17 protein-coding genes, 1 tRNA gene and 2 pseudogenes are annotated in these 17,437 nt (G+C 59.4%); 11 read left to right on the top strand and 9 right to left on the bottom strand.

The window, feature by feature from the left end:
* Positions 1 to 210 precede the first annotated feature (210 nt).
* The 4 genes and pseudogenes from wrbA to ACIPSK_RS02130 all read left to right on the top strand — a co-directional run bounded on the left by wrbA (position 211) and on the right by ACIPSK_RS02130 (position 3,821).
* On the top strand, positions 211 to 807 hold the full coding sequence (gene wrbA, locus ACIPSK_RS02115) for an NAD(P)H:quinone oxidoreductase type IV (RefSeq protein WP_162118417.1): 597 nt from the start codon (positions 211 to 213) through the stop codon (positions 805 to 807).
* 218 nt (positions 808 to 1,025) lie between these two features.
* A tRNA-Leu gene (locus ACIPSK_RS02120) sits at positions 1,026 to 1,110 on the top strand.
* A gap of 361 nt (positions 1,111 to 1,471) precedes the next feature.
* Positions 1,472 to 3,509: pseudogene (locus ACIPSK_RS02125) on the top strand (hypothetical protein).
* A 180-nt stretch (positions 3,510 to 3,689) separates the two neighbouring features.
* Positions 3,690 to 3,821, top strand: a complete 132-nt coding sequence (locus tag ACIPSK_RS02130) for a hypothetical protein (RefSeq protein WP_017963977.1) — start codon at positions 3,690 to 3,692, stop codon at positions 3,819 to 3,821.
* 10 nt (positions 3,822 to 3,831) lie between these two features.
* Here ACIPSK_RS02130 and ACIPSK_RS02135 read toward each other — a convergent pair whose 3' ends face one another.
* Positions 3,832 to 4,266 carry a VanZ family protein gene (locus tag ACIPSK_RS02135; RefSeq protein ID WP_210254211.1) on the bottom strand — a complete coding sequence of 145 codons (435 nt, stop codon included), beginning with the start codon at positions 4,264 to 4,266 and terminating at the stop codon, positions 3,832 to 3,834.
* Positions 4,267 to 4,404: 138 nt separating this feature from the next.
* Here ACIPSK_RS02135 and ilvA point away from each other — a divergent pair, with 138 nt between their 5' ends.
* From ilvA to ACIPSK_RS02155, 4 genes and pseudogenes are all read left to right on the top strand, one after another.
* Complete coding sequence (ilvA, locus tag ACIPSK_RS02140) at positions 4,405 to 5,655, top strand: threonine ammonia-lyase (RefSeq protein WP_162118419.1); 1,251 nt, start codon at positions 4,405 to 4,407, stop codon at positions 5,653 to 5,655.
* A gap of 37 nt (positions 5,656 to 5,692) precedes the next feature.
* Positions 5,693 to 6,019, top strand: coding sequence for an HlyU family transcriptional regulator (locus ACIPSK_RS02145; RefSeq protein ID WP_017963980.1), 327 nt, complete (start codon positions 5,693 to 5,695; stop codon positions 6,017 to 6,019).
* A 235-nt stretch (positions 6,020 to 6,254) separates the two neighbouring features.
* Positions 6,255 to 7,526 (top strand): GGDEF domain-containing protein, encoded by a 1,272-nt coding sequence (locus ACIPSK_RS02150; protein ID WP_162118420.1) that lies wholly within the window; start codon positions 6,255 to 6,257, stop codon positions 7,524 to 7,526.
* Between the two features lie 145 nt (positions 7,527 to 7,671).
* Positions 7,672 to 7,862 (top strand): annotated as a pseudogene (locus ACIPSK_RS02155) (TetR/AcrR family transcriptional regulator); the annotation flags it as partial.
* A gap of 48 nt (positions 7,863 to 7,910) precedes the next feature.
* Here the strand turns inward: ACIPSK_RS02155 and ACIPSK_RS02160 are convergent.
* Positions 7,911 to 8,525, bottom strand: a complete 615-nt coding sequence (locus tag ACIPSK_RS02160) for an FMN-dependent NADH-azoreductase (protein WP_162118421.1) — start codon at positions 8,523 to 8,525, stop codon at positions 7,911 to 7,913.
* A gap of 139 nt (positions 8,526 to 8,664) precedes the next feature.
* Here ACIPSK_RS02160 and ACIPSK_RS02165 point away from each other — a divergent pair, with 139 nt between their 5' ends.
* Positions 8,665 to 9,633: a LysR family transcriptional regulator gene (locus tag ACIPSK_RS02165; protein ID WP_017963984.1), complete on the top strand. Its 969-nt coding sequence runs from the start codon at positions 8,665 to 8,667 to the stop codon at positions 9,631 to 9,633.
* Between the two features lie 74 nt (positions 9,634 to 9,707).
* On the opposite strand, the gene ACIPSK_RS02170 is transcribed toward ACIPSK_RS02165, so the two are convergent.
* The 4 genes from ACIPSK_RS02170 to ACIPSK_RS02185 all read right to left on the bottom strand — a co-directional run bounded on the left by ACIPSK_RS02170 (position 9,708) and on the right by ACIPSK_RS02185 (position 13,857).
* Positions 9,708 to 11,696 (bottom strand): bifunctional 2',3'-cyclic-nucleotide 2'-phosphodiesterase/3'-nucleotidase, encoded by a 1,989-nt coding sequence (locus ACIPSK_RS02170; protein WP_162118422.1) that lies wholly within the window; start codon positions 11,694 to 11,696, stop codon positions 9,708 to 9,710.
* A gap of 256 nt (positions 11,697 to 11,952) precedes the next feature.
* Positions 11,953 to 12,357, bottom strand: coding sequence for a PilZ domain-containing protein (locus ACIPSK_RS02175; RefSeq protein ID WP_446532627.1), 405 nt, complete (start codon positions 12,355 to 12,357; stop codon positions 11,953 to 11,955).
* A gap of 84 nt (positions 12,358 to 12,441) precedes the next feature.
* Positions 12,442 to 13,323 carry a DMT family transporter gene (locus ACIPSK_RS02180; protein WP_162118425.1) on the bottom strand — a complete coding sequence of 294 codons (882 nt, stop codon included), beginning with the start codon at positions 13,321 to 13,323 and terminating at the stop codon, positions 12,442 to 12,444.
* 72 nt (positions 13,324 to 13,395) lie between these two features.
* A complete protein-coding gene (locus tag ACIPSK_RS02185; protein ID WP_017963987.1) occupies positions 13,396 to 13,857 on the bottom strand; it encodes an Lrp/AsnC family transcriptional regulator in 462 nt (153 codons plus the stop codon).
* A 154-nt stretch (positions 13,858 to 14,011) separates the two neighbouring features.
* Between ACIPSK_RS02185 and ald the strand changes: the two genes are divergently transcribed.
* A complete protein-coding gene (gene ald, locus ACIPSK_RS02190; RefSeq protein ID WP_162118467.1) occupies positions 14,012 to 15,130 on the top strand; it encodes an alanine dehydrogenase in 1,119 nt (372 codons plus the stop codon).
* 15 nt (positions 15,131 to 15,145) lie between these two features.
* On the opposite strand, the gene ACIPSK_RS02195 is transcribed toward ald, so the two are convergent.
* Positions 15,146 to 15,652: a DUF1203 domain-containing protein gene (locus ACIPSK_RS02195; protein WP_017963989.1), complete on the bottom strand. Its 507-nt coding sequence runs from the start codon at positions 15,650 to 15,652 to the stop codon at positions 15,146 to 15,148.
* A gap of 77 nt (positions 15,653 to 15,729) precedes the next feature.
* Between ACIPSK_RS02195 and ACIPSK_RS02200 the strand changes: the two genes are divergently transcribed.
* The gene (locus tag ACIPSK_RS02200) at positions 15,730 to 15,966 is read left to right on the top strand and encodes a hypothetical protein (protein ID WP_170280521.1); all 237 of its coding nucleotides are present in this window, start codon (positions 15,730 to 15,732) and stop codon (positions 15,964 to 15,966) included.
* A 29-nt stretch (positions 15,967 to 15,995) separates the two neighbouring features.
* Here the strand turns inward: ACIPSK_RS02200 and ACIPSK_RS02205 are convergent, their stop codons facing one another.
* Positions 15,996 to 16,556, bottom strand: coding sequence for a GNAT family N-acetyltransferase (locus tag ACIPSK_RS02205; protein WP_017963991.1), 561 nt, complete (start codon positions 16,554 to 16,556; stop codon positions 15,996 to 15,998).
* A 5-nt stretch (positions 16,557 to 16,561) separates the two neighbouring features.
* Positions 16,562 to 17,431: a 3-mercaptopyruvate sulfurtransferase gene (sseA, locus tag ACIPSK_RS02210; RefSeq protein WP_162118426.1), complete on the bottom strand. Its 870-nt coding sequence runs from the start codon at positions 17,429 to 17,431 to the stop codon at positions 16,562 to 16,564.
* Between the last annotated feature and the right edge of the window lie 6 nt (positions 17,432 to 17,437).

The following is a 17,437-nucleotide window of genomic DNA, read 5'->3' on the forward strand; positions in this document are numbered from 1 at the left end:
TTGCGAAGAGCATTCGGATTTTAGGCCGAGCCAGCCTGAAATCTGAATGCTGTTCGGCGCATACGTTCGTTTTTGCTGAAATGAAAACGCAAGTGAATTTTCGTCTACGGATGTTGAACACTGAGTTCTTCAAGGCATGGCTGTGTTCCGAAACTGGCGCTGATAGAACTCCCTCAGGAAATTCAACCAATGCTCCAAGGGAGATTGAAGATGGCGAAGGTTCTTGTCCTTTATTATTCGGCTTACGGCCATATCGAAACCATGGCCTATGCCGTTGCCGAAGGCGCGAAGTCGGCCGGTGCCGACGTCACCGTCAAGCGCGTTCCGGAACTGGTTCCGGAAGATGTCGCCAAAGCTTCCTACTACAAGGTCGACCAGGCGGCTCCGATCGCCACCGTCGACGAGCTGGCCGATTATGATGCGATCATCGTCGGTGCCGGCACCCGCTTCGGCACGGTCGCCTCGCAGATGCGCAATTTCTGGGATCAGACGGGTGGCCTCTGGTTCGCCGGCAAACTCGTCGGCAAGCTCGGTTCGGTCTTCACCTCTTCGGCAACCCAGCACGGCGGCCAGGAGACGACCATCCTCGGCTTCATCCCGACCTTCCTGCATCAGGGCATGGTTGTTGCAGGGTTGCCTTATGCCTTCCAGGGCCAGATGGGCACCGAGGAAGTCAAGGGCGGCTCGCCTTACGGCGCCTCCACCATCACCAATAGCGACGGCTCGCGCCAGCCTTCCGAGATCGAGCTGGAAGGCGCTAAATACCAGGGCGCCCACGTCGCCAAGCTTGCTGCCAAGCTCGCCTGATCTTTGACGCTGAAATGATAAAGGCGCGGCGGGCATGAGGCTCGCCGCGTCTTTTCCGTTTCTCCCGCGACAGACCGAGTGCCCCTTGATCGGCCGTGGTTTTTGGGCGGAAAATGTGTGACGGATCATTCGGCGGTGCAACTGTCAAAACAGGCATGATTTTTACGGCTTGCGGCTCTTCCCATCGCCCACGACGCAAGATATTGAAAACGCCGCAAGCGGGCGTGGCGAAATTGGTAGACGCAAGGGACTTAAAATCCCTCGGCCTTGGCTGTACGGGTTCGACCCCCGTCGCCCGCACCATCACGATCGATATAGATGACGTTCAAGCGCCGTTCCCAGCCAGTGAAGATGACAGCGAATTCCGGGCTGGCTAGAGGTCGTCAAATCCGAGTCAATGCTGCAAATGGAAGATTTGCGATTGGTGCTTTCATTTCCAGGTACGTCTCTCGGATTGCAGCCGAACGGTTTACAAGCTATGGCGGGTCCGAAGGTGACAAGGCGACGAGATGGAAGCGCAAGCCTCCAGACTTTTTGAGTATTTCCGTATTCTGAGGTGGGCCGCTGCCTTCCAGGTTTTCATTTCCGGTCCGATGGTTCGTGCGCCTGACTCTAGGCGGTCCATCAAACGAGGAGCCGCAGTAGGGGAGAGGAACATGAGGTCATGACTGTCGTTGCGGTGTGGCTTGTCGTTATAGCGATTGTACTGTTTGGGCTGACCCTTCATCGCGCTCTAGTGTTTTGGCTAAACCGTGGCGTTCACTCGCCTGTTCGTGACGGCACGGATCTGCTCTTAAGCGGTGTTTTGCCGGGGATTGCTCTCGTCGGCGGTTTGGCAACCGCTCTTGGAGCGATTCATCTGTTGCGCATAGAAGTCGTGCTGCTCCTTGCTGCCATCTTTATGATCTGGCGCCGGAATGATGTTCTGGCGATTTTTATTGATTTGCGCAATTTGGCCGTGATGGGTGAGCAGGCGACTGCCAAGGGCAATCCATTTCCCCTTTTGGCTTCCGTCGCATTTATTGGCTTGGCTTGCGTAATATCGGTTACCGCGCTTTTCCCGGCGGGATCAGCTGACGTTTGGGCTTTTCAGATTCCGCTCGCTCAAAGTATTGTTTCTCATGGCGGATTTGTCACGCCACAGATAGACAGTAATTTTTACGGCAATATACCGCTTTTTTTCAATGTGCTTTTCGCTTGCCCACTGCTGTTCGTCGATCACTGGCTCGGGTCGGGTCTGCTGAACGCGGCGATTTTCCTTGGATTCCTGCTGTTGCTCACAAGTTGTGCGCACCGCTGGCGGGCCGCTGGATTGTTGCTTGTCTTTTTTCTGATTGCGTTCCAGCCATTTTTTACGCCGGGCGCGGCAGTCCCTTTGACTGATCTTCCCAGATCTTGTTTTTCGGTTGCGGCCGTCCTTTATCTGTGGCGCTACCTCGAAACCTTCAGGCCTTCCGAGATTGTCTCCTGTGCTTTGCTTTTGGGTGGGGCAGTCGGCGGCAAATATACCGAGCTTCAGATGGTTGGATTGATCGGCTTGGCGCTGCTGCCTTCGATCTATCAAGGCAAACTGTCATTTTCGCTTTTCATGACTTGCCTGGCCGCCTTCTTGGGCCTCGCAGGCTACTGGTACACCAAACCTCGTTTTACTTGGCAACCCGATCTACCCTTTCATTTTCGGCCATCCCGGACTTTCAGACGAGTGGATGGCGGACTACACGCTTGAACTCGGGCGCGCTTTTGATCCGGTGAACCGCGGTTTTACGACCGACCTCACGACCCGCCAAGGCTGGCACGACTTTTTCTTTATCATGCATCATTGGTTTCTGGACCACCGACGATATGCGATCGTCGCTCTCATCCTGATTATCGGCGCGTTGATCACGTCATTTAGAAGGATAATTGTGCTTGTTGCGACGACTGCCGCAATGTTCATCATCTGGTACGCGGTTATGTTCAACCATATTCGATGGGCGACGCCAGCCTACCTATTGTATTTTTCTACCGCGTATATCAGCGCGAGCTTAATCGCCGAGAAAATTGCAGCGAGCAGGGCCGCTCACTCGGGTGGATTTTTGTTTGAAACATCGGCACGTCTGCGGGCAGCACGGAGGGCTATCAACGGCCATTTGTTTACATTTGGAGTGGTGCTCGTCGCTTTCGTTATTTTCAGTCTTCCCGCCGCCAAATTCATATACCGCCCCAGGGGGCAGCCCTATTCCTGGATGGAGCAAGGCGTGATGGATGTCCTGGTCGGCCGGCAAAAACTTGATGATTTTCTTGGAGCCCAGCGTGAAGGCTACATTGTCTATCGTTATATCGCGGCAAATGATTTGAGGACCGTATTTCAACCATTCGACACGGGCAGCACTCTGTATGCCGCCGCCTACACCGGTGGGCGAGACCAGGGCTGGTTACTGCCGCCTTATGTGTTTCCTGAAACGGAAGGCGATGCGAATGCTTTTATCAGGCGTAATAACATCCACTACTTTATTCGGGTAACCGAGAAAAGGGAGTTGCTGGCTGATCGCATTGGCGCAGCCAAATTTGCGTCGGCGGAGAAAATCATATCACGAATGTTGCCGGAATCTACTTTGCTGCTTAAAGATGGATTTGGATGGGAACTATACCGGTTCGACGGTATTTTGCCCGCAACGAGCCCATCTCCACAGGATGCTTTGGATCGCCATTTGGCGCGATAGCTGCCATTTAGGCTCGGCGCCAGTAGATTCAGCAGTTCCGTCGCCCGCACCACCTTCATAATCCTGTTTGAATATGCTGTATAATGTGTGTAAAAGCGCGTTATTGATTGACAATGACATTTTCGGTGCAAGGATTGCGCCGCGGCGGTTGAGTAAGTGTTGTCTTGTGGGAGTAAGACGATGGTTTACGATTGGAGTGGGGCGAGGACTAGGCGCATCCGCGTCTTCAAGACCAGTCTCGCGCTTGTTCTCGCAACTGCGATGGCCGCGATACCACTGTTCTTCTGGGCCGTGCAGTTGGGCGATTTCTAATTCGAGATAATCAGCGTTCTGCGAACGGAAGGGCGTTTGGCGCCTTCGTATCGCGCCATTTGTTGATCACCCAGCCGGCAAGCAGCCCGAGGGCTGTACCCATCGCCTTGACGCTCGCGTCATGCAGGCGCGGATGGCGGGTCGGCGCGAAATATTGCAGCCCTTCGATGGCGAATGCGCCGAGGATCAGCAGCACGGCCACCGTTTTCCATTGTTTCGGATAGGCAAGCGCGAAGGCGAGGCCGACGAGAAGATAGGCAACCGCGCGGTCAACATCGACCATCGTGACTGTATTCGGCCTCTCTCCGATCGGCGAAACCGTGACGAAGATGATGAAGGCGAGCAGCAGCCAGGCGAGCGGTTTTGCGAATTTGAAGATCATCATGACTTCATATAAGTGGCCGCCCTTTTCATTGACAGTTAAAATCAGTTCATGTGCCGCCAATTTCGCGATTGGCTTAAGAAAGCCTTCCTCGGAGCGAACCGGTATGGGAGCGAACCGGAAACGGCCGAAACGGGCTTTCTTTTGCCGGCCGGCCTGTGCAATAGCGGCGGTGGCTAGTTGAGAGAATGGACCACGCCCGTGACGAGACTTGATGTCGAAAGCGCCGAAGAGGCGATGCGCAGCCTTTTTCCGGCAACGCCGCTGCAGCTCAATGATCACCTTTCGGCCCGCTATGGGGCCGATATCTGGCTGAAGCGCGAGGACCTGTCGCCGGTGCGCTCCTACAAGATCCGCGGCGCCTTCAATTTCTTCCGCAAGGCGATCGGGCAGGGTGCTGCCGGCAAGACCTTCGTCTGCGCCTCGGCTGGCAATCACGCCCAGGGCTTTGCCTTCGTCTGCCGCCATTTCGGCGTGCCGGGCGTCGTCTTCATGCCGGTGACGACACCGCAGCAGAAGATCGACAAGACCCGTATGTTCGGCGCCGAATTCATCACCATCCGGCTGTTCGGCGACTTCTTCGACCAATGCTACCAAGCCGCCCGCGAACACGTGGAGGCGGTCGGTGGAGTCATGGTGCCGCCCTTCGACCACGCCGACATCATCGAGGGGCAGGCGACCGTCGCCGCCGAAATCATGCAGCAGCTGCCGGAAGGAACGGTGCCCGACATGGTCGTCCTGCCGGTTGGCGGCGGCGGACTGGCCGCCGGCATCACCGGCTATCTCGACGGCACGGTGCCGAAATCGGCTTTCGTCTTCACTGAGCCGGCCGGTGCGCCGAGTCTCAAGCGCAGCATCGAGGCGGGCAAGGTGACGACGCTTCCCAAGGTCGACAATTTCGTCGATGGCGCTGCAGTGGCGCGCATCGGCGACCTGAATTTCGCGGCTCTTCGCGATTTTCCGGCAGAGCAAGTGCAACTCATGCCGGAGAACGCCATCTGCGTCACCATTCAGGAGATGCTGAATGTCGAGGGCGTCGTACTGGAGCCGGCCGGCGCCCTGTCGCTGACGGCGATCGCCGCGATGGACTGCCAAGCGATCCGCGGCAAGACCATCGTTGCCGTCGTCTCCGGCGGTAATTTCGATTTCGAGCGTCTGCCTGACGTAAAGGAAAGAGCCATGCGCTACGCAGGGCTGAAGAAATACTTCATCCTGCGGCTCGCCCAGCGCCCTGGTGCGCTCCGGGATTTCCTCAATCTGCTCGGCCCCGACGACGATATCGCCCGCTTCGAATATCTGAAGAAATCGGCGCGCAACTTCGGTTCCATCCTGATCGGCATCGAGACCAAAGCGCCTGAGAATTTCGCCCGGCTGATCGGAAATTTCGAAGCAGCCGGCATGGGTTACGAGGATATCACCGAAAACGAGATCCTCGCCAACCTGATCATTTGACTTGGCGACAGCGATATCGCCGTGCTAAAGGCGGAGCATGGCTTCGTTCTTATCAAATATCTTTTCGATGTTCTCCGGCGGCGGCAAACCGGCGACGGAGGCGGCAGGTCCTTCGGGCGAGCCGCAGCTTTACGGCGACTGCACGATCTATGCCGAGCCGCGTAAGGAAGGTGGCCAGTATCGCCTTGCCGGCCGCATCGAAAAGAAGGTCGGCGACGAGGTGCTGGTGCGCAATTTCATCCGCGCCGATCTGTTTTCCTCCTCCGATGATGCGATCGAATGCACGGTGCGCAAGGCGCAGCAGATCATCGATCAGCATGGTTCGTCGCTCTTTGGTGACGGCGAGAAGCTTCGTCAGGTCTGAATCGGATCCGGCATAGCTCCTAAATACCGGCTGCAACTATTCCTGTGTATGACCGGTGTGCGCTCCAGCGAGCGCCTTCTCACTCACGCAATCTTAAAGGATTGCGGTGAAAGGTATCGCCTGCAGAATTTGCAGGACACCCCCTCGTGTTTGACTGTTTCGGACGATTGACCAGAAGATTCGCTGTCGTGATCGCCGCGCCAGCCGGAGGCCGAGCGTCCGGAGCCGAGGTCTCATGATGGAGACACTCAACCTCGTTCTCTTCGTCGTCGAAGCCATTGCCTATTTCGTGCTGATGGTGACGCTTCTGCATTTCCGTCATCGGCTTGGTCTCGGGGTTTTCCTGACGGCGCTGGGCGTCATGCATTTCATGGAGACCTATCTGGCGGCGGTCTTCTACGTCTCGCTGCCGTTCGGGGATGTGTCGCCGGGCTCATCCATCTTCTTCTCCGGCAAGCTGATGATGATCCTGATGCTTTACCTGCAGGAAGATGCCGCGACGGTGCGCCAACCGATCTACGGCCTGTTCCTCGGCAACCTGCTCACCGTTGCTATTGCTTGGGTGCTGCAGTTGCACCAGCCGCTGCAGATATCGACCAACCACACACCCGACGTCGATTTCCTCAAGGAGATGGGCTGGCTGATGGTCTGGGGCACGGCACTGCTCTATGTCGATTCGCTGGGCATCATCCTGCTTTACGAAAAACTCGGCGATTTCTTTCGCCGCCGCGTCGTCCTGCGCTTCCTGATCTCGGGCTTCGTGCTGCTGACCTTCGACCAGATCGGCTTCTTCGCCGCACTGCATTACTTCCTGGATGTGCCGATCGCCGCATTCTGGGGCGGATGGAAGGCGAAAATGCTTGCCGTCTGCCTCTACGCGGCGATGTTCGCGTTCTATGAATATTGTATTCGTCGCGTCGGTGCGGGCGGGTCCGTACGCTCCATCAGCGACGTGTTCGGCGACCTGACGTTCCGCGAGCGTTACAACGATCTTCTGGAGCGCACCGGCCGCGACATGCTCACTGGCGTCTATGATCGGACGCGCATGGAAATGGAAGCGCCGCTGATGCTGCTCGAGGCACTGAAGCAGGGGTCATTCGCCACCGTCCTCATTATCGACGCCGATCACTTCAAGGATGTCAATGACGGCTACGGCCATCTCCAGGGCGACGAGGTGCTGAAGGCGATCGCCGCCCGATTGGGCACGACGTTGCGCTCGAGTGATCGTGTCTTCCGCTTCGGCGGCGAGGAATTCGTGGCCGTCTGTCCAGGCACCGATCACGAAGAAGGTCTGCTGCTTGCCGAGCGCCTGCGCTGGACGATCGCAACCAGCGTCAAGACGCCGGATGACAGGCCGATCACGGTCAGCATCGGCGTTGCGACTGCCGACGAGGACGGCGTCGATTTCACCGCCGTGCTGACGGCTGCCGACGGCAGGCTCTACGCGGCCAAGAAGAGCGGCCGCAACTGCGTCGTCGGCCGCTCCGGTGTGGTGAAACTCAGTTAGCCCGTGGCTCTGGCATCCAGACCATGCTCTGTGTCTTGCTCCTGCTTGCCGTCCTGAATTTGGCAATTGTCCTATTTCGTGTTGCCCACCGTGCAACGCAAGAACGAAAGAAAGCGTCCGTAGGAGACAATAGCGACGGGACGGGCTTAGGCGTAATTTCGCGTCACTGGCGAGCAAGGTTACGGGAGCGGACGAAGGAGAAAGACGTCGCAAGGCGATCATGGCCTTCGCGATGATGGCCGGCGGCGTCGGCCTTGCCGGGATTTCGTCCGATGAAGAACTCTCGGCCGAAATCCTGGCGAGGTCCGGGGTCTCGCCGCCGATATCAACAAATGAAAAACGGCCGGTAAAAGCCGGCCGTTCCATCGAGCGTCGAAGAGCCGATCAGGCGGCCAGTGCGATTTCCTGGACGCGCGACTTGGCGGCGTCGATGGCCTTTTCGGCAGCTTCCGGACCGAAGGCCAGACCTTCGACATAGATGGTCTCGATATCGCTGATGCCGAGGAAGCCGAGAACCGACTTCAGGTACGGCACGGCATGGTTCAAGGCGGCGGCCGGGCCCTGCGAGTAGACGCCACCCGAGGCGAGCACCACATAGACCTTCTTGCCGGTTGCGAGGCCGACCGGGCCGCTTTCGGTGTACTTGAAGGTCAGGCCGGCGCGAGCGACGTTGTCGATCCAGGTCTTCAGCGACGAATAGATGTTGAAATTGATGAGGCCGGTGCTGATGACGATCTTGTCGGCGGCGAGCAGTTCGTTGACAAGCTCGTCGGAGGTCTTGACGGCCGCGGCTTCCTCAGCGGTGCGGGCCTCGGCTGGCTTGCGGATCGCGCCGGTGAAGAGGTCATCGATGTGCGGCAGCGGGTTGGCGGCAAGGTCGCGGCGAACGACGACGCTGCCCGGGTTCTGGCTTTTCAGCTTTTCGGCGAGATCGACGGCGATCGGCGTCGAGAGCGATTCGGCACGCGGGCTGGACGTCAGAAGAAGGATGGACGACATGGTGCATTTCCTTTCGAATGGGATTTGACGGCCCCTTGCTGGGAGGTGAGCCGCAGTCTCGATGAGGAAAATAGGTCTGGCCTGCTATCGAAAAAACGGTGATAATGTCGATCGAAACTATCGATGGAATGGATAGAAGATGCTGCCGAACCCGACTCTGGACCAATTGCAGGTGTTTTTGACCGTTGCCGAGACCGGCAGCTTTTCGGCCGCCTCGCGGGCGCTGAACCGTGCACAGTCAGTCGTGAGCTATACTATCGCCAATCTCGAAGCGCAGCTCGAAGTGCCGCTTTTCGAGCGCTTCGGCGCACGCCAGCCAAAGCTGACGGAGGCGGGCAAGGCGATGCTGGAGGATGCGCGGCGCATTCTCGGCGACCTGCAGGTTATGCGGGCGCGCGTCAAGAGCCTGAGGGAAGGGCTCGAAGCGGAGGTTTCCGTCGCCATCAGCGTCATGGTGCCTTCGCGAGCCCTGGTGGAGGTTCTGCGCGAATTTCGCGAGATGTTTCCATCCGTTTCGTTGAGCCTCAACGTCGGCGAGCTCGGAATGGTCATGGATCTCGTCCTGAGCGGCAAGGCGACCGTCGGAATTGGTGGCGCGGTCGTCAAGCAGGACGATTCGATCGTCACGGAACGGATCGGTCATTCCTTCATGTTGCCCGTTGCCGCGCGCAACCACCCGCTTGCCGGGATCGGTCGGCCGCTGACGCTGGGCGACGTGCGCGAGGAAGTGCAACTCGTCGTCACCGATGCGTCGGGCCGGACGAAGGGGCGCGATTTCAACGTTCTGTCCTACAAGACATGGCGCGTCAGCGATATTGCAACGAAGCACCAGCTCATCAAGGCCGGCCTTGGCTGGGGCGGCCTTCCGGCTTCTGTGATCCATGACGATCTCGTCAGTGGCACGCTCGTCCATCTCGATCTGGATGCCTACGAACAGGGGGAGTATCCGATATATTCGGTGCGCCAACTCGCTAACCCGCCCGGACCAGCCGCCACCTGGATGATCGACGCATTCCGCACGCGGCTTTCCGCCTGCCCGAGCCAGGCCGATTTCCATGCTCGGATGGCGGAACTGTCTGAACCCGCTACGCCGCTTGCGGCAGAATGACGAAGGCGCGGGTGCCGCGCCTTCGCTGATATTGTCTTCAATTTAGAGCGGTTCCGCTTTTCCTGGAAATTGCTCTAAAGAACCAGCCTGAACTTCGAGAAACCGTCGGCCCCTTCGCCGGCATCCTCGATCTTCACGCTTTTGACCTCGGCGAGGAACTGCTTCGCCTTCGGGCCGCTTTCGAAGGTTGCGGTCGTACCCGGGAGCGGCTTGAAGGTCCAGTTTGCGTCGGCCGACGGATTGATCGTGCCCTGATCATGGATATAGCGGACGATGACGTCGCGGTTGGTATCAGGCGCCTGGAAGATTACCTTGTCCGCCTTGATCTCAGGGAAATTGCCGCCGCCGCCGGCGCGGTAGTTGTTCGAGACGACGACGAACTTCTGAGCCGGATCGATCGGCTTGCCGTTGAAGGCCAGGTTCTGGATGCGGTTGGCGTCCGGATGGATCGGTTTGCCTGATGAATCATATTTCGGCGGCTGCGACAGGTCGATCTGGTAGGTGACGCCGTCGATCACGTCGAAATTGTAGGACGGGAAATCGGTGTTGAGAAGCGCCGCATCCTTCGAGCCGGCCTCGATGTGATTGAACATGCCGGCCGACATTTCGAGCCAGTTCTTCACCTGGGCGCCGGTGACGGCAACGGCCTGCACCGTGTTCGGGTAGAGATAGAGGTCGGCGACGTTCTTGATGGCGATGTCGCCGGCCGGAACGTCGGTGTAATAGTCGGCGCCACCGCGACCGCCGGCCTTGAAGGGGGCCGCCGCCGAAAGCACCGGCAGGTCCTTGAACTCGGTATCGGCGAGCATCTGCCTGATGTACCAGGTCTGGGCCTGGCTGACGACCTGCACTGAGGGATCGTCGGCAACCAGCGCGAAATAGGAATAGAGCGGCGCGGACGTCTTGCCGACCGGGGTGCGGACATAGGCAAGTGTCGCCTCGTGCTCGGCCTTGGCGGCTTCGATCACGTCCTTCTTGTCGGCGTAGTCGGCAACCACCTTCTTCTTGTCGTCGCGATGATAGATCGGCCGTGCTTCCGAGGTGAAATCGACGATCTTCCAGCTGTTGCCGTCCTTTTCGAGCAGCAGGTCGATAAGACCGAGATGCGAGCCCCAGAAGCCGGCCATCACGGCGGGCTTGCCGTGCAGCGTGCCCTTGACGGGGTCGGCATTGGCCACGCCGTCCCAGCTCTTCGGGCCGGGGAAGACGAGATGCTGGTGGCCGGTGAAGATCGCGTCGATCCCGTCGACGGCGGCGAGATGCAACGAGGCGTTCTCCATCCTTTCGGACGGTGCGCTGCCGTCGATGCCGGAATGCGAGAGCGCAATGACGATATCGGCGCCGGCTTCCTTCATGGCGGGAACCCAGGCCTTGGCGGCCTCGACGATATCACGCGTCTGCGCCTTGCCTTCGAGGTTCTTGATGTCCCAGAGCATGATCTGCGGCGGTACGAAGCCGATGAAGCCGATCTTGACGGGGCTCTCATTGCCGGCGCCGTCTTTGATCTGCTTTTCCAGAATGATGTAGGGCTTGAAGAAGAGATCGTCCTGCTTCGGGTCCGAGGCGAGCTGACCCTTGGTGAGGTTGGCGCAGACGAAGGGGAAGTTCGCGCCTGCTAGGACCTTGAACATGAAGTCGAGGCCGTAGTTGAACTCATGATTGCCGAGCGTGCCCACCGTATAGCCGAGCGTGTTCATCGCCTTGATCACCGGATGGACGTCGCCGTCCTTCATGCCGTGCTGATAGGCCATGTAGTCGCCCATTGGATTGCCCTGCAGCACGTCGCCATTGTCGATCAGCAGCGAGTTGACGGCCTCTGCACGGATCGTGTCGATGATCGTCCCGGTGCGCGACAGGCCCATCGTGTCGTTCGGCTTGTCGGCATAATAGTCATAGGGGAAGACGTTGACGTGAATGTCGGTCGTTTCCATGAGCCTCAGATGCGCCTGGTTGGCGCTGGCGCGGGCGCTAAAAGGGTGCAGCAGCACCAGCGCGGAAGTGGCGGCGAGGCCGCCGAGCAGGGAACGGCGGCTCATCACGCCAACATCGAAAATGGAAGACATGGAAACTCTCCTTTAAAGATCATGCATCGTCCGGCCCGTCAGAGTTAGGACGATTTGGCGAGGAGTACACTGCGAAAATGACAGGACGTCAAAACAATCCGCCGGAAAAGCGTCATGGCTCCAAAATGCAATTTATAGTGCAGTCACCCGGTGCCAGGCTGCCGCAAACGCAAGGCGCGGTCATCCTCGGCGCCAGTGTCAACCGCAGCCGCTGGAGCGATCTCAGCCGCTCCTTCGACGCAAAGGCCGGGCAACCTTACGAGTTTGGCGTCGATGTTGTTAACTGAGGCGTCCGCTCGACGTTGACGGCGGTTCTAACCAGCGGGCGTACTGCCAGTACCGGCCGCATCTCCTTATGGAAAAAGCGGAAATAGGAGGAGATCTGCGCCCGCGCATTCGAATTCACGTCGAACTGGATGCCGACGCGGCCATTGTGCTTCCAGCGGATGATGCCTTCGAGCAGCCCGAGGTTTTCGGCCTCGATGCGCACTTTGCTGCCGGAAGCGGCGTGGAGCGGCCCCTTCATCTCCAGGGCCGCACCGGTAGGCGATAGGTTGAGGATGCGGGCATCCACCTGGCTGTTCAGGTATTTGACATGGCCGAACACGCGGCAGTTTTTCCGGTCGGCCTTCCGGGCCGTGATTTTCAAGTTGCGGGTCATACTGTCTCCCTTGGTATTGCCGGGGAGCATAGCGCCGGAAAATTGAAATGGTTTTAGAGGCTTGGCTAAAATTGCAGTGAAACGTCAATTGGCAGCCGTGGCTCTGCGTCCCACCACATGTTCGCGCCAGACCGTAAAGATGCCGGCGGCGACCACGATCGCCGAGCCGACGATCATGTTGAAGCTGAGCGTTTCGCCATAGATCACCATGCCGAAGATAGAAGCGTAGACAAGTGACAGATAGGTCAGCGGCTGGACGGCGGCGGCATCGAGAACATCGTAGGCGCGGATCAGGAAATAATGGCTGGAAATGCTGGTCATGCAGACGAGCGCCATCCAGCCCCAGTCGCCCGGCGCCATCCAGCTCCAGTAGAACGGTCCGATGAGCGTCATCGTGACGCCGCCGACGACGCCGGTATAGAAGAAGCTGGTCATCGACGAATCGTCGCGGCTGACCAGACGGGTGGCGATGACGTAGAAGGCGAAGTTGAAGCAGGAAATGACGGCGAGAAGCAGCTTCACGTCGAAAAATTCGCCTTCCGGCTTCAGGATCAGCAGCACCCCGAACAGTCCGGCGCCGATCGCTGACCACCGCCGCCAGCCGACCCGCTCGCCGAGGATCGGCATCGCCAGCAGCGCGATCAGGATCGGCGTTGCGGAAAAGATCGCCTGTGAACGGGCAAGGCCGATTACGGCAAAGCAGGTGATGGCCAGAACCACCTGGACTGCAAGCAGAACGCCGCGCGTCACCTGCAGGAAGGGGCGTTTGGTGCGGGCCGTCGCCTTGATACCGCCGCGCATCTTCGACGCGAGGATGATCGTGAAAACCGCAAAGGCCCAATAGCGGATCATCGTCACGAAGATCGGCGGATAGGCCGTCGCCAGATGTTTCGAGATGGCGTCCTGCAGTGAAAAGATGGTGAGCGCCAGCAGAACGAAAATATAGCCTTGGGTCTTCGAAGTCATGACGTGCCAATGAGCGGGAAACGCCCGCGAGCGTGAAAAGTCTGGGCAGGCTTTCGGCGAAGATGCAAGGCCTCAAAGCCCGACATTCGGCTTGTCGATGATTTCTCTGAGCGCGAAGCTGGAATTGATCTTGACGACGTGGGGCAGGGCCGACAGCCAGTCGCGGTGGATCCGCTCATAGTCCTCGAGGTCGCGGGCGGCAACGCGCAAGATATAGTCGTATTCGCCCGACATCAGGTAACAGACGAGCACGTTCGGGCAGAGCTTCACTGCTGCCTCGAATTCCGCCAGCGTCTTGGCGAACTGGCCGGAGAGCGAGATATGCACGATGGCGATCATCTTGTAGTCGAGCGCCTTGTGTGAAAGCCGCGCATGGTAGCCGCCGATGACGCCGCTTCTTTCCAAGATGTCGAGCCGGCGCGAACAGGCCGAAGGCGACAATCCGATCCTTTCGGCAAGCTCGGCATTGGTGATGCGGGCATTGGTCTGCAATGCCCGCAGAATCGCAAGATCGATGGTGTCGAGATCAGCCATTCGAAGAACCTTCGAAAAAGATAGGATGAATGCAATAATCGCCGAAAAATCGCGTCTCCGCAAATCGTCTTTGCAAGGACATTTCACTGTCTTGATGGTTGGATTCCTCATCTGAAAAATCCGCGGCCGCGGAGATAAAATGAGAGGAACGCGCATGCGTGTCGGTTGCCCGAAGGAAATCAAGAATCATGAATATCGCGTCGGCCTGACGCCGGCTTCGGTGCGAGAATATGTTGCCCACGGCCACGAGGTCTGGGTGGAGACCAAGGCAGGCGTCGGTATCGGCGCTGATGATGCTGCCTATGCCGCGGCTGGCGCGAAGATCGCCGCCTCCGCCAAGGATATCTTCGAAAAGTGCGACATGATCGTCAAGGTGAAGGAGCCGCAGCCTGGCGAATGGGCGCAGCTTCGTGACGGCCAGCTTCTCTACACCTATCTGCATCTTGCGCCGGATCCCGAACAGACCAAGGGTCTCATCGCCTCCGGCGTCACCGCGATCGCCTATGAGACGGTGACTGACGAGCGCGGCGGCCTGCCGTTGCTGGCGCCGATGTCGGAGGTCGCCGGACGCCTGTCGATCCAGGCGGGAGCGACCGCGCTGCAGAAGGCCAATGGCGGCCTCGGCGTCCTGCTCGGCGGCGTACCCGGCGTGTTGCCGGCCAAGGTCGCAGTCATCGGCGGCGGCGTCGTCGGCCTGCATGCCGCCAGGATGGCCGCCGGCCTCGGAGCCGATGTCAGCATCCTCGACAAGTCGCTGCCGCGCCTGCGCCAGCTTGACGATATCTTCGCAGGCCGCATTCACACCCGTTATTCCAGCATCCAGGCGCTGGAGGAGGAAGTCTTCTCGGCCGATCTCATTATCGGCGCCGTGCTGATTCCAGGCGCTGCCGCTCCGAAGCTCGTCACCCGCGAGATGCTTTCCGGCATGAAGAAGGGCTCCGTCATCGTCGACGTCGCCATCGACCAGGGCGGCTGCTTCGAGACCTCGCATGCGACGACCCATTCCGATCCGACTTACGAAGTCGACGGCGTCGTGCATTATTGCGTTGCCAATATGCCGGGCGCTGTACCGGTCACCTCGGCGCACGCGCTCAACAACGCCACGTTGGTTCATGGCCTGGCGCTTGCCGACCGCGGCCTGCGCGCCATTGCCGAAGACAGGCATCTGAGGAACGGCCTCAACGTGCACAAGGGTCGCATCACCAGCAAGCCGGTCGCCGAAGCGCTAGGCTACGAGGCCTTCGCGCCGGAGAGCGTGCTGAACGTAGCGTAAGTACCTGGCTATAGGTCAGAAGGCGCCGTTCTCCGCTAGGGCCGGCGCCTTTACCTTGTCGATCCGGCACTGGAAACAGTTGTTGCGTGCAGAGCGCACATGCACATAGGCGATATCAGGCCGGGCCAGCAGCTCCTCGCCATAGGCTGGAATATCGCCGATCTCAGTCACCGCGCCGGTGCCGTAGACGATGCGGTCGTTCTCGCTATAGCCGCGGACGATGAAGTCGCGGCTCGTCGTCAACACCGGCGGTATGATCTCTTCGGCGCCGTAGCGTGCGCAACGCTGCTTGTGCAGGAAGACCGGGCCGGTTTCGGCATAGGGCTGCAGCTCCGGGAAGGGCCGGTAGGCGAAGACCAGCAACTCCTCGCCGGCATCGATATTCTGAAGGCAATGGCGGCAGGGATGACCGGGACCATCGGAGACGATCGTCTCGGGCAGTCTGTCATAGGCGTCGCGGCCGCCGCTCCAGAGGCGTTCGGCGTCGGTCGTCGGCATGGCAACAAAACGAATGGCGGTCATGATAGATCTCCTTTGTATTGCCATGAAATGCACCTGGACGAGCGCGCGAGCCACCCGATTCTTGCCTGCTTCTCGATATGAGATCGCCGAAGAGCGAAAATCCAGGTATCTTCTGTCCGAACGCTGCAGGCGAAAGGAGAAGCCCCTTGGCCGACGTCGATCTCGCGCTGCTGGCGCAACAGAATGCGGAAATACTGGAAGAGCTCAGGGCTCTGCGGCGGGAAGTGGCGGAACTGAAGGAACAGTCGGGCCGCACGCTCGATTTCGAGCGCCGCAACGACCCGCGCCGCCCGAACAGCCTGACGCAGCGTTAGTCGTCTCCACTTACGTCGGGAAAAAGCCGTCAGCTTTTCCGCGCAATCTCCAGAAGCTCCTTGTCGCTGAGAGGCCGGACGATGCCGGTGCCGGTCGAGACGGGGGAGAAGCCGTACATCTGGTAGAGCTGCAGCGCGCGCGGATGGTCGAGATTGTTGGTGGTGGTTGTGACCCGCTTCGGATTGAGCGACCAGATGGCATAGAGCGCCTGCAGCAGGAACCATTTGCCGATGCCCAGACCGAGCGCATGTTCGATCAGCCCGAAATGGCTGAGCTCGATCATATCCTCGTCTTCGCAGAAATATTCGTAGAAGCCGGCGGGCGCGCCGTTCACGTAGAGAACGCTGATATTGTTGCGCTTGTCGTTCAGTGTCTCGGCAAGCTGCTCGTCGCTCATGCGCAACCGATCCACCCATTGCCATCGCGCACCCACCTGCCGGTAGAGATACCGGTAGAAGGGCAATGGGATCTCGGGAGCGCGCATGATCGCCGTCTGGATATTGACGGGCACCGGCATGCTCGCCTTCGGCGGCGCCGTCATTTCGAGCCGGGTGATGTGAGCTTTCAGCGAAGCGGGTGTCTTCCCCATGGCGATCAGGCTTTGACCGGCGTCGGCGGACCGGTGACGATGGGCGTATCGTCACGGCTGCCCCATTCGCTCCACGAGCCGTCATAAAGCTTGTTATCCTGATGGCCGAGCGATTCCAGCGCCAGCGTGATGATCGCGGCGGTGATTCCCGAGCCGCAGGAGGTGACGACAGGCTTGGAAAGATCGATGCCGGCATCCTCGATCGTCTGCTTGAGTTCGGGCAGCGACTTGAAACGGCCCTGGCTGGCAAAGACGCCGGAGGGCAGGCTGCGGGCGCCGGGCATATGGCCGGAACGCATGCCGGCGCGCGGCTCGGGTTCGACGGCTGCGAAGCGGCCGGCGCTGCGGGCATCGGCGATCTGCATCGCGCCACTGGAGACGATATCGCGCATCCTATCGAGCGTCACCACGCGGCTTTCGTCGAAATTCGGCGTAAAGGTCGCCGATGCAAGATTGGGTGCTGCGGTTTCCAGCGGACGGCCCTCGGCCTTCCATCCGTCGAGACCGCCATCGAGCACGAAGACGTTTTTCGCGCCCATCACCCGGAACAGCCACCAGACGCGCGGCGAGGCGAACAGGCCGATACCGTCATAGACGACGATCCGATCATTCTCGCTGATGCCGAGCCGACCGACTTCGGCGGCGAAATAATCGGGCGAGGGGATCGTGTGCGGCAGCGATGTGGAATGGTCGGCGATCTTGTCCTGATCGAAGCGGATGGCGCCGGGAATATGGCCGGCCGCATATTCGGCATCGGCATCGCGCTTCTGCGCCGGCAGATAGAAGGAGGCGTCCAGCACGCGCAGGTCGGCTTTGCCGAGCTCGGACTGCAGCCAGTCGGCCGAAACGACGAAACGGCTCTTGGTCTCACTCATGATGGT

This window comes from Rhizobium sp. LARHSG275 (assembly GCF_052871115.1).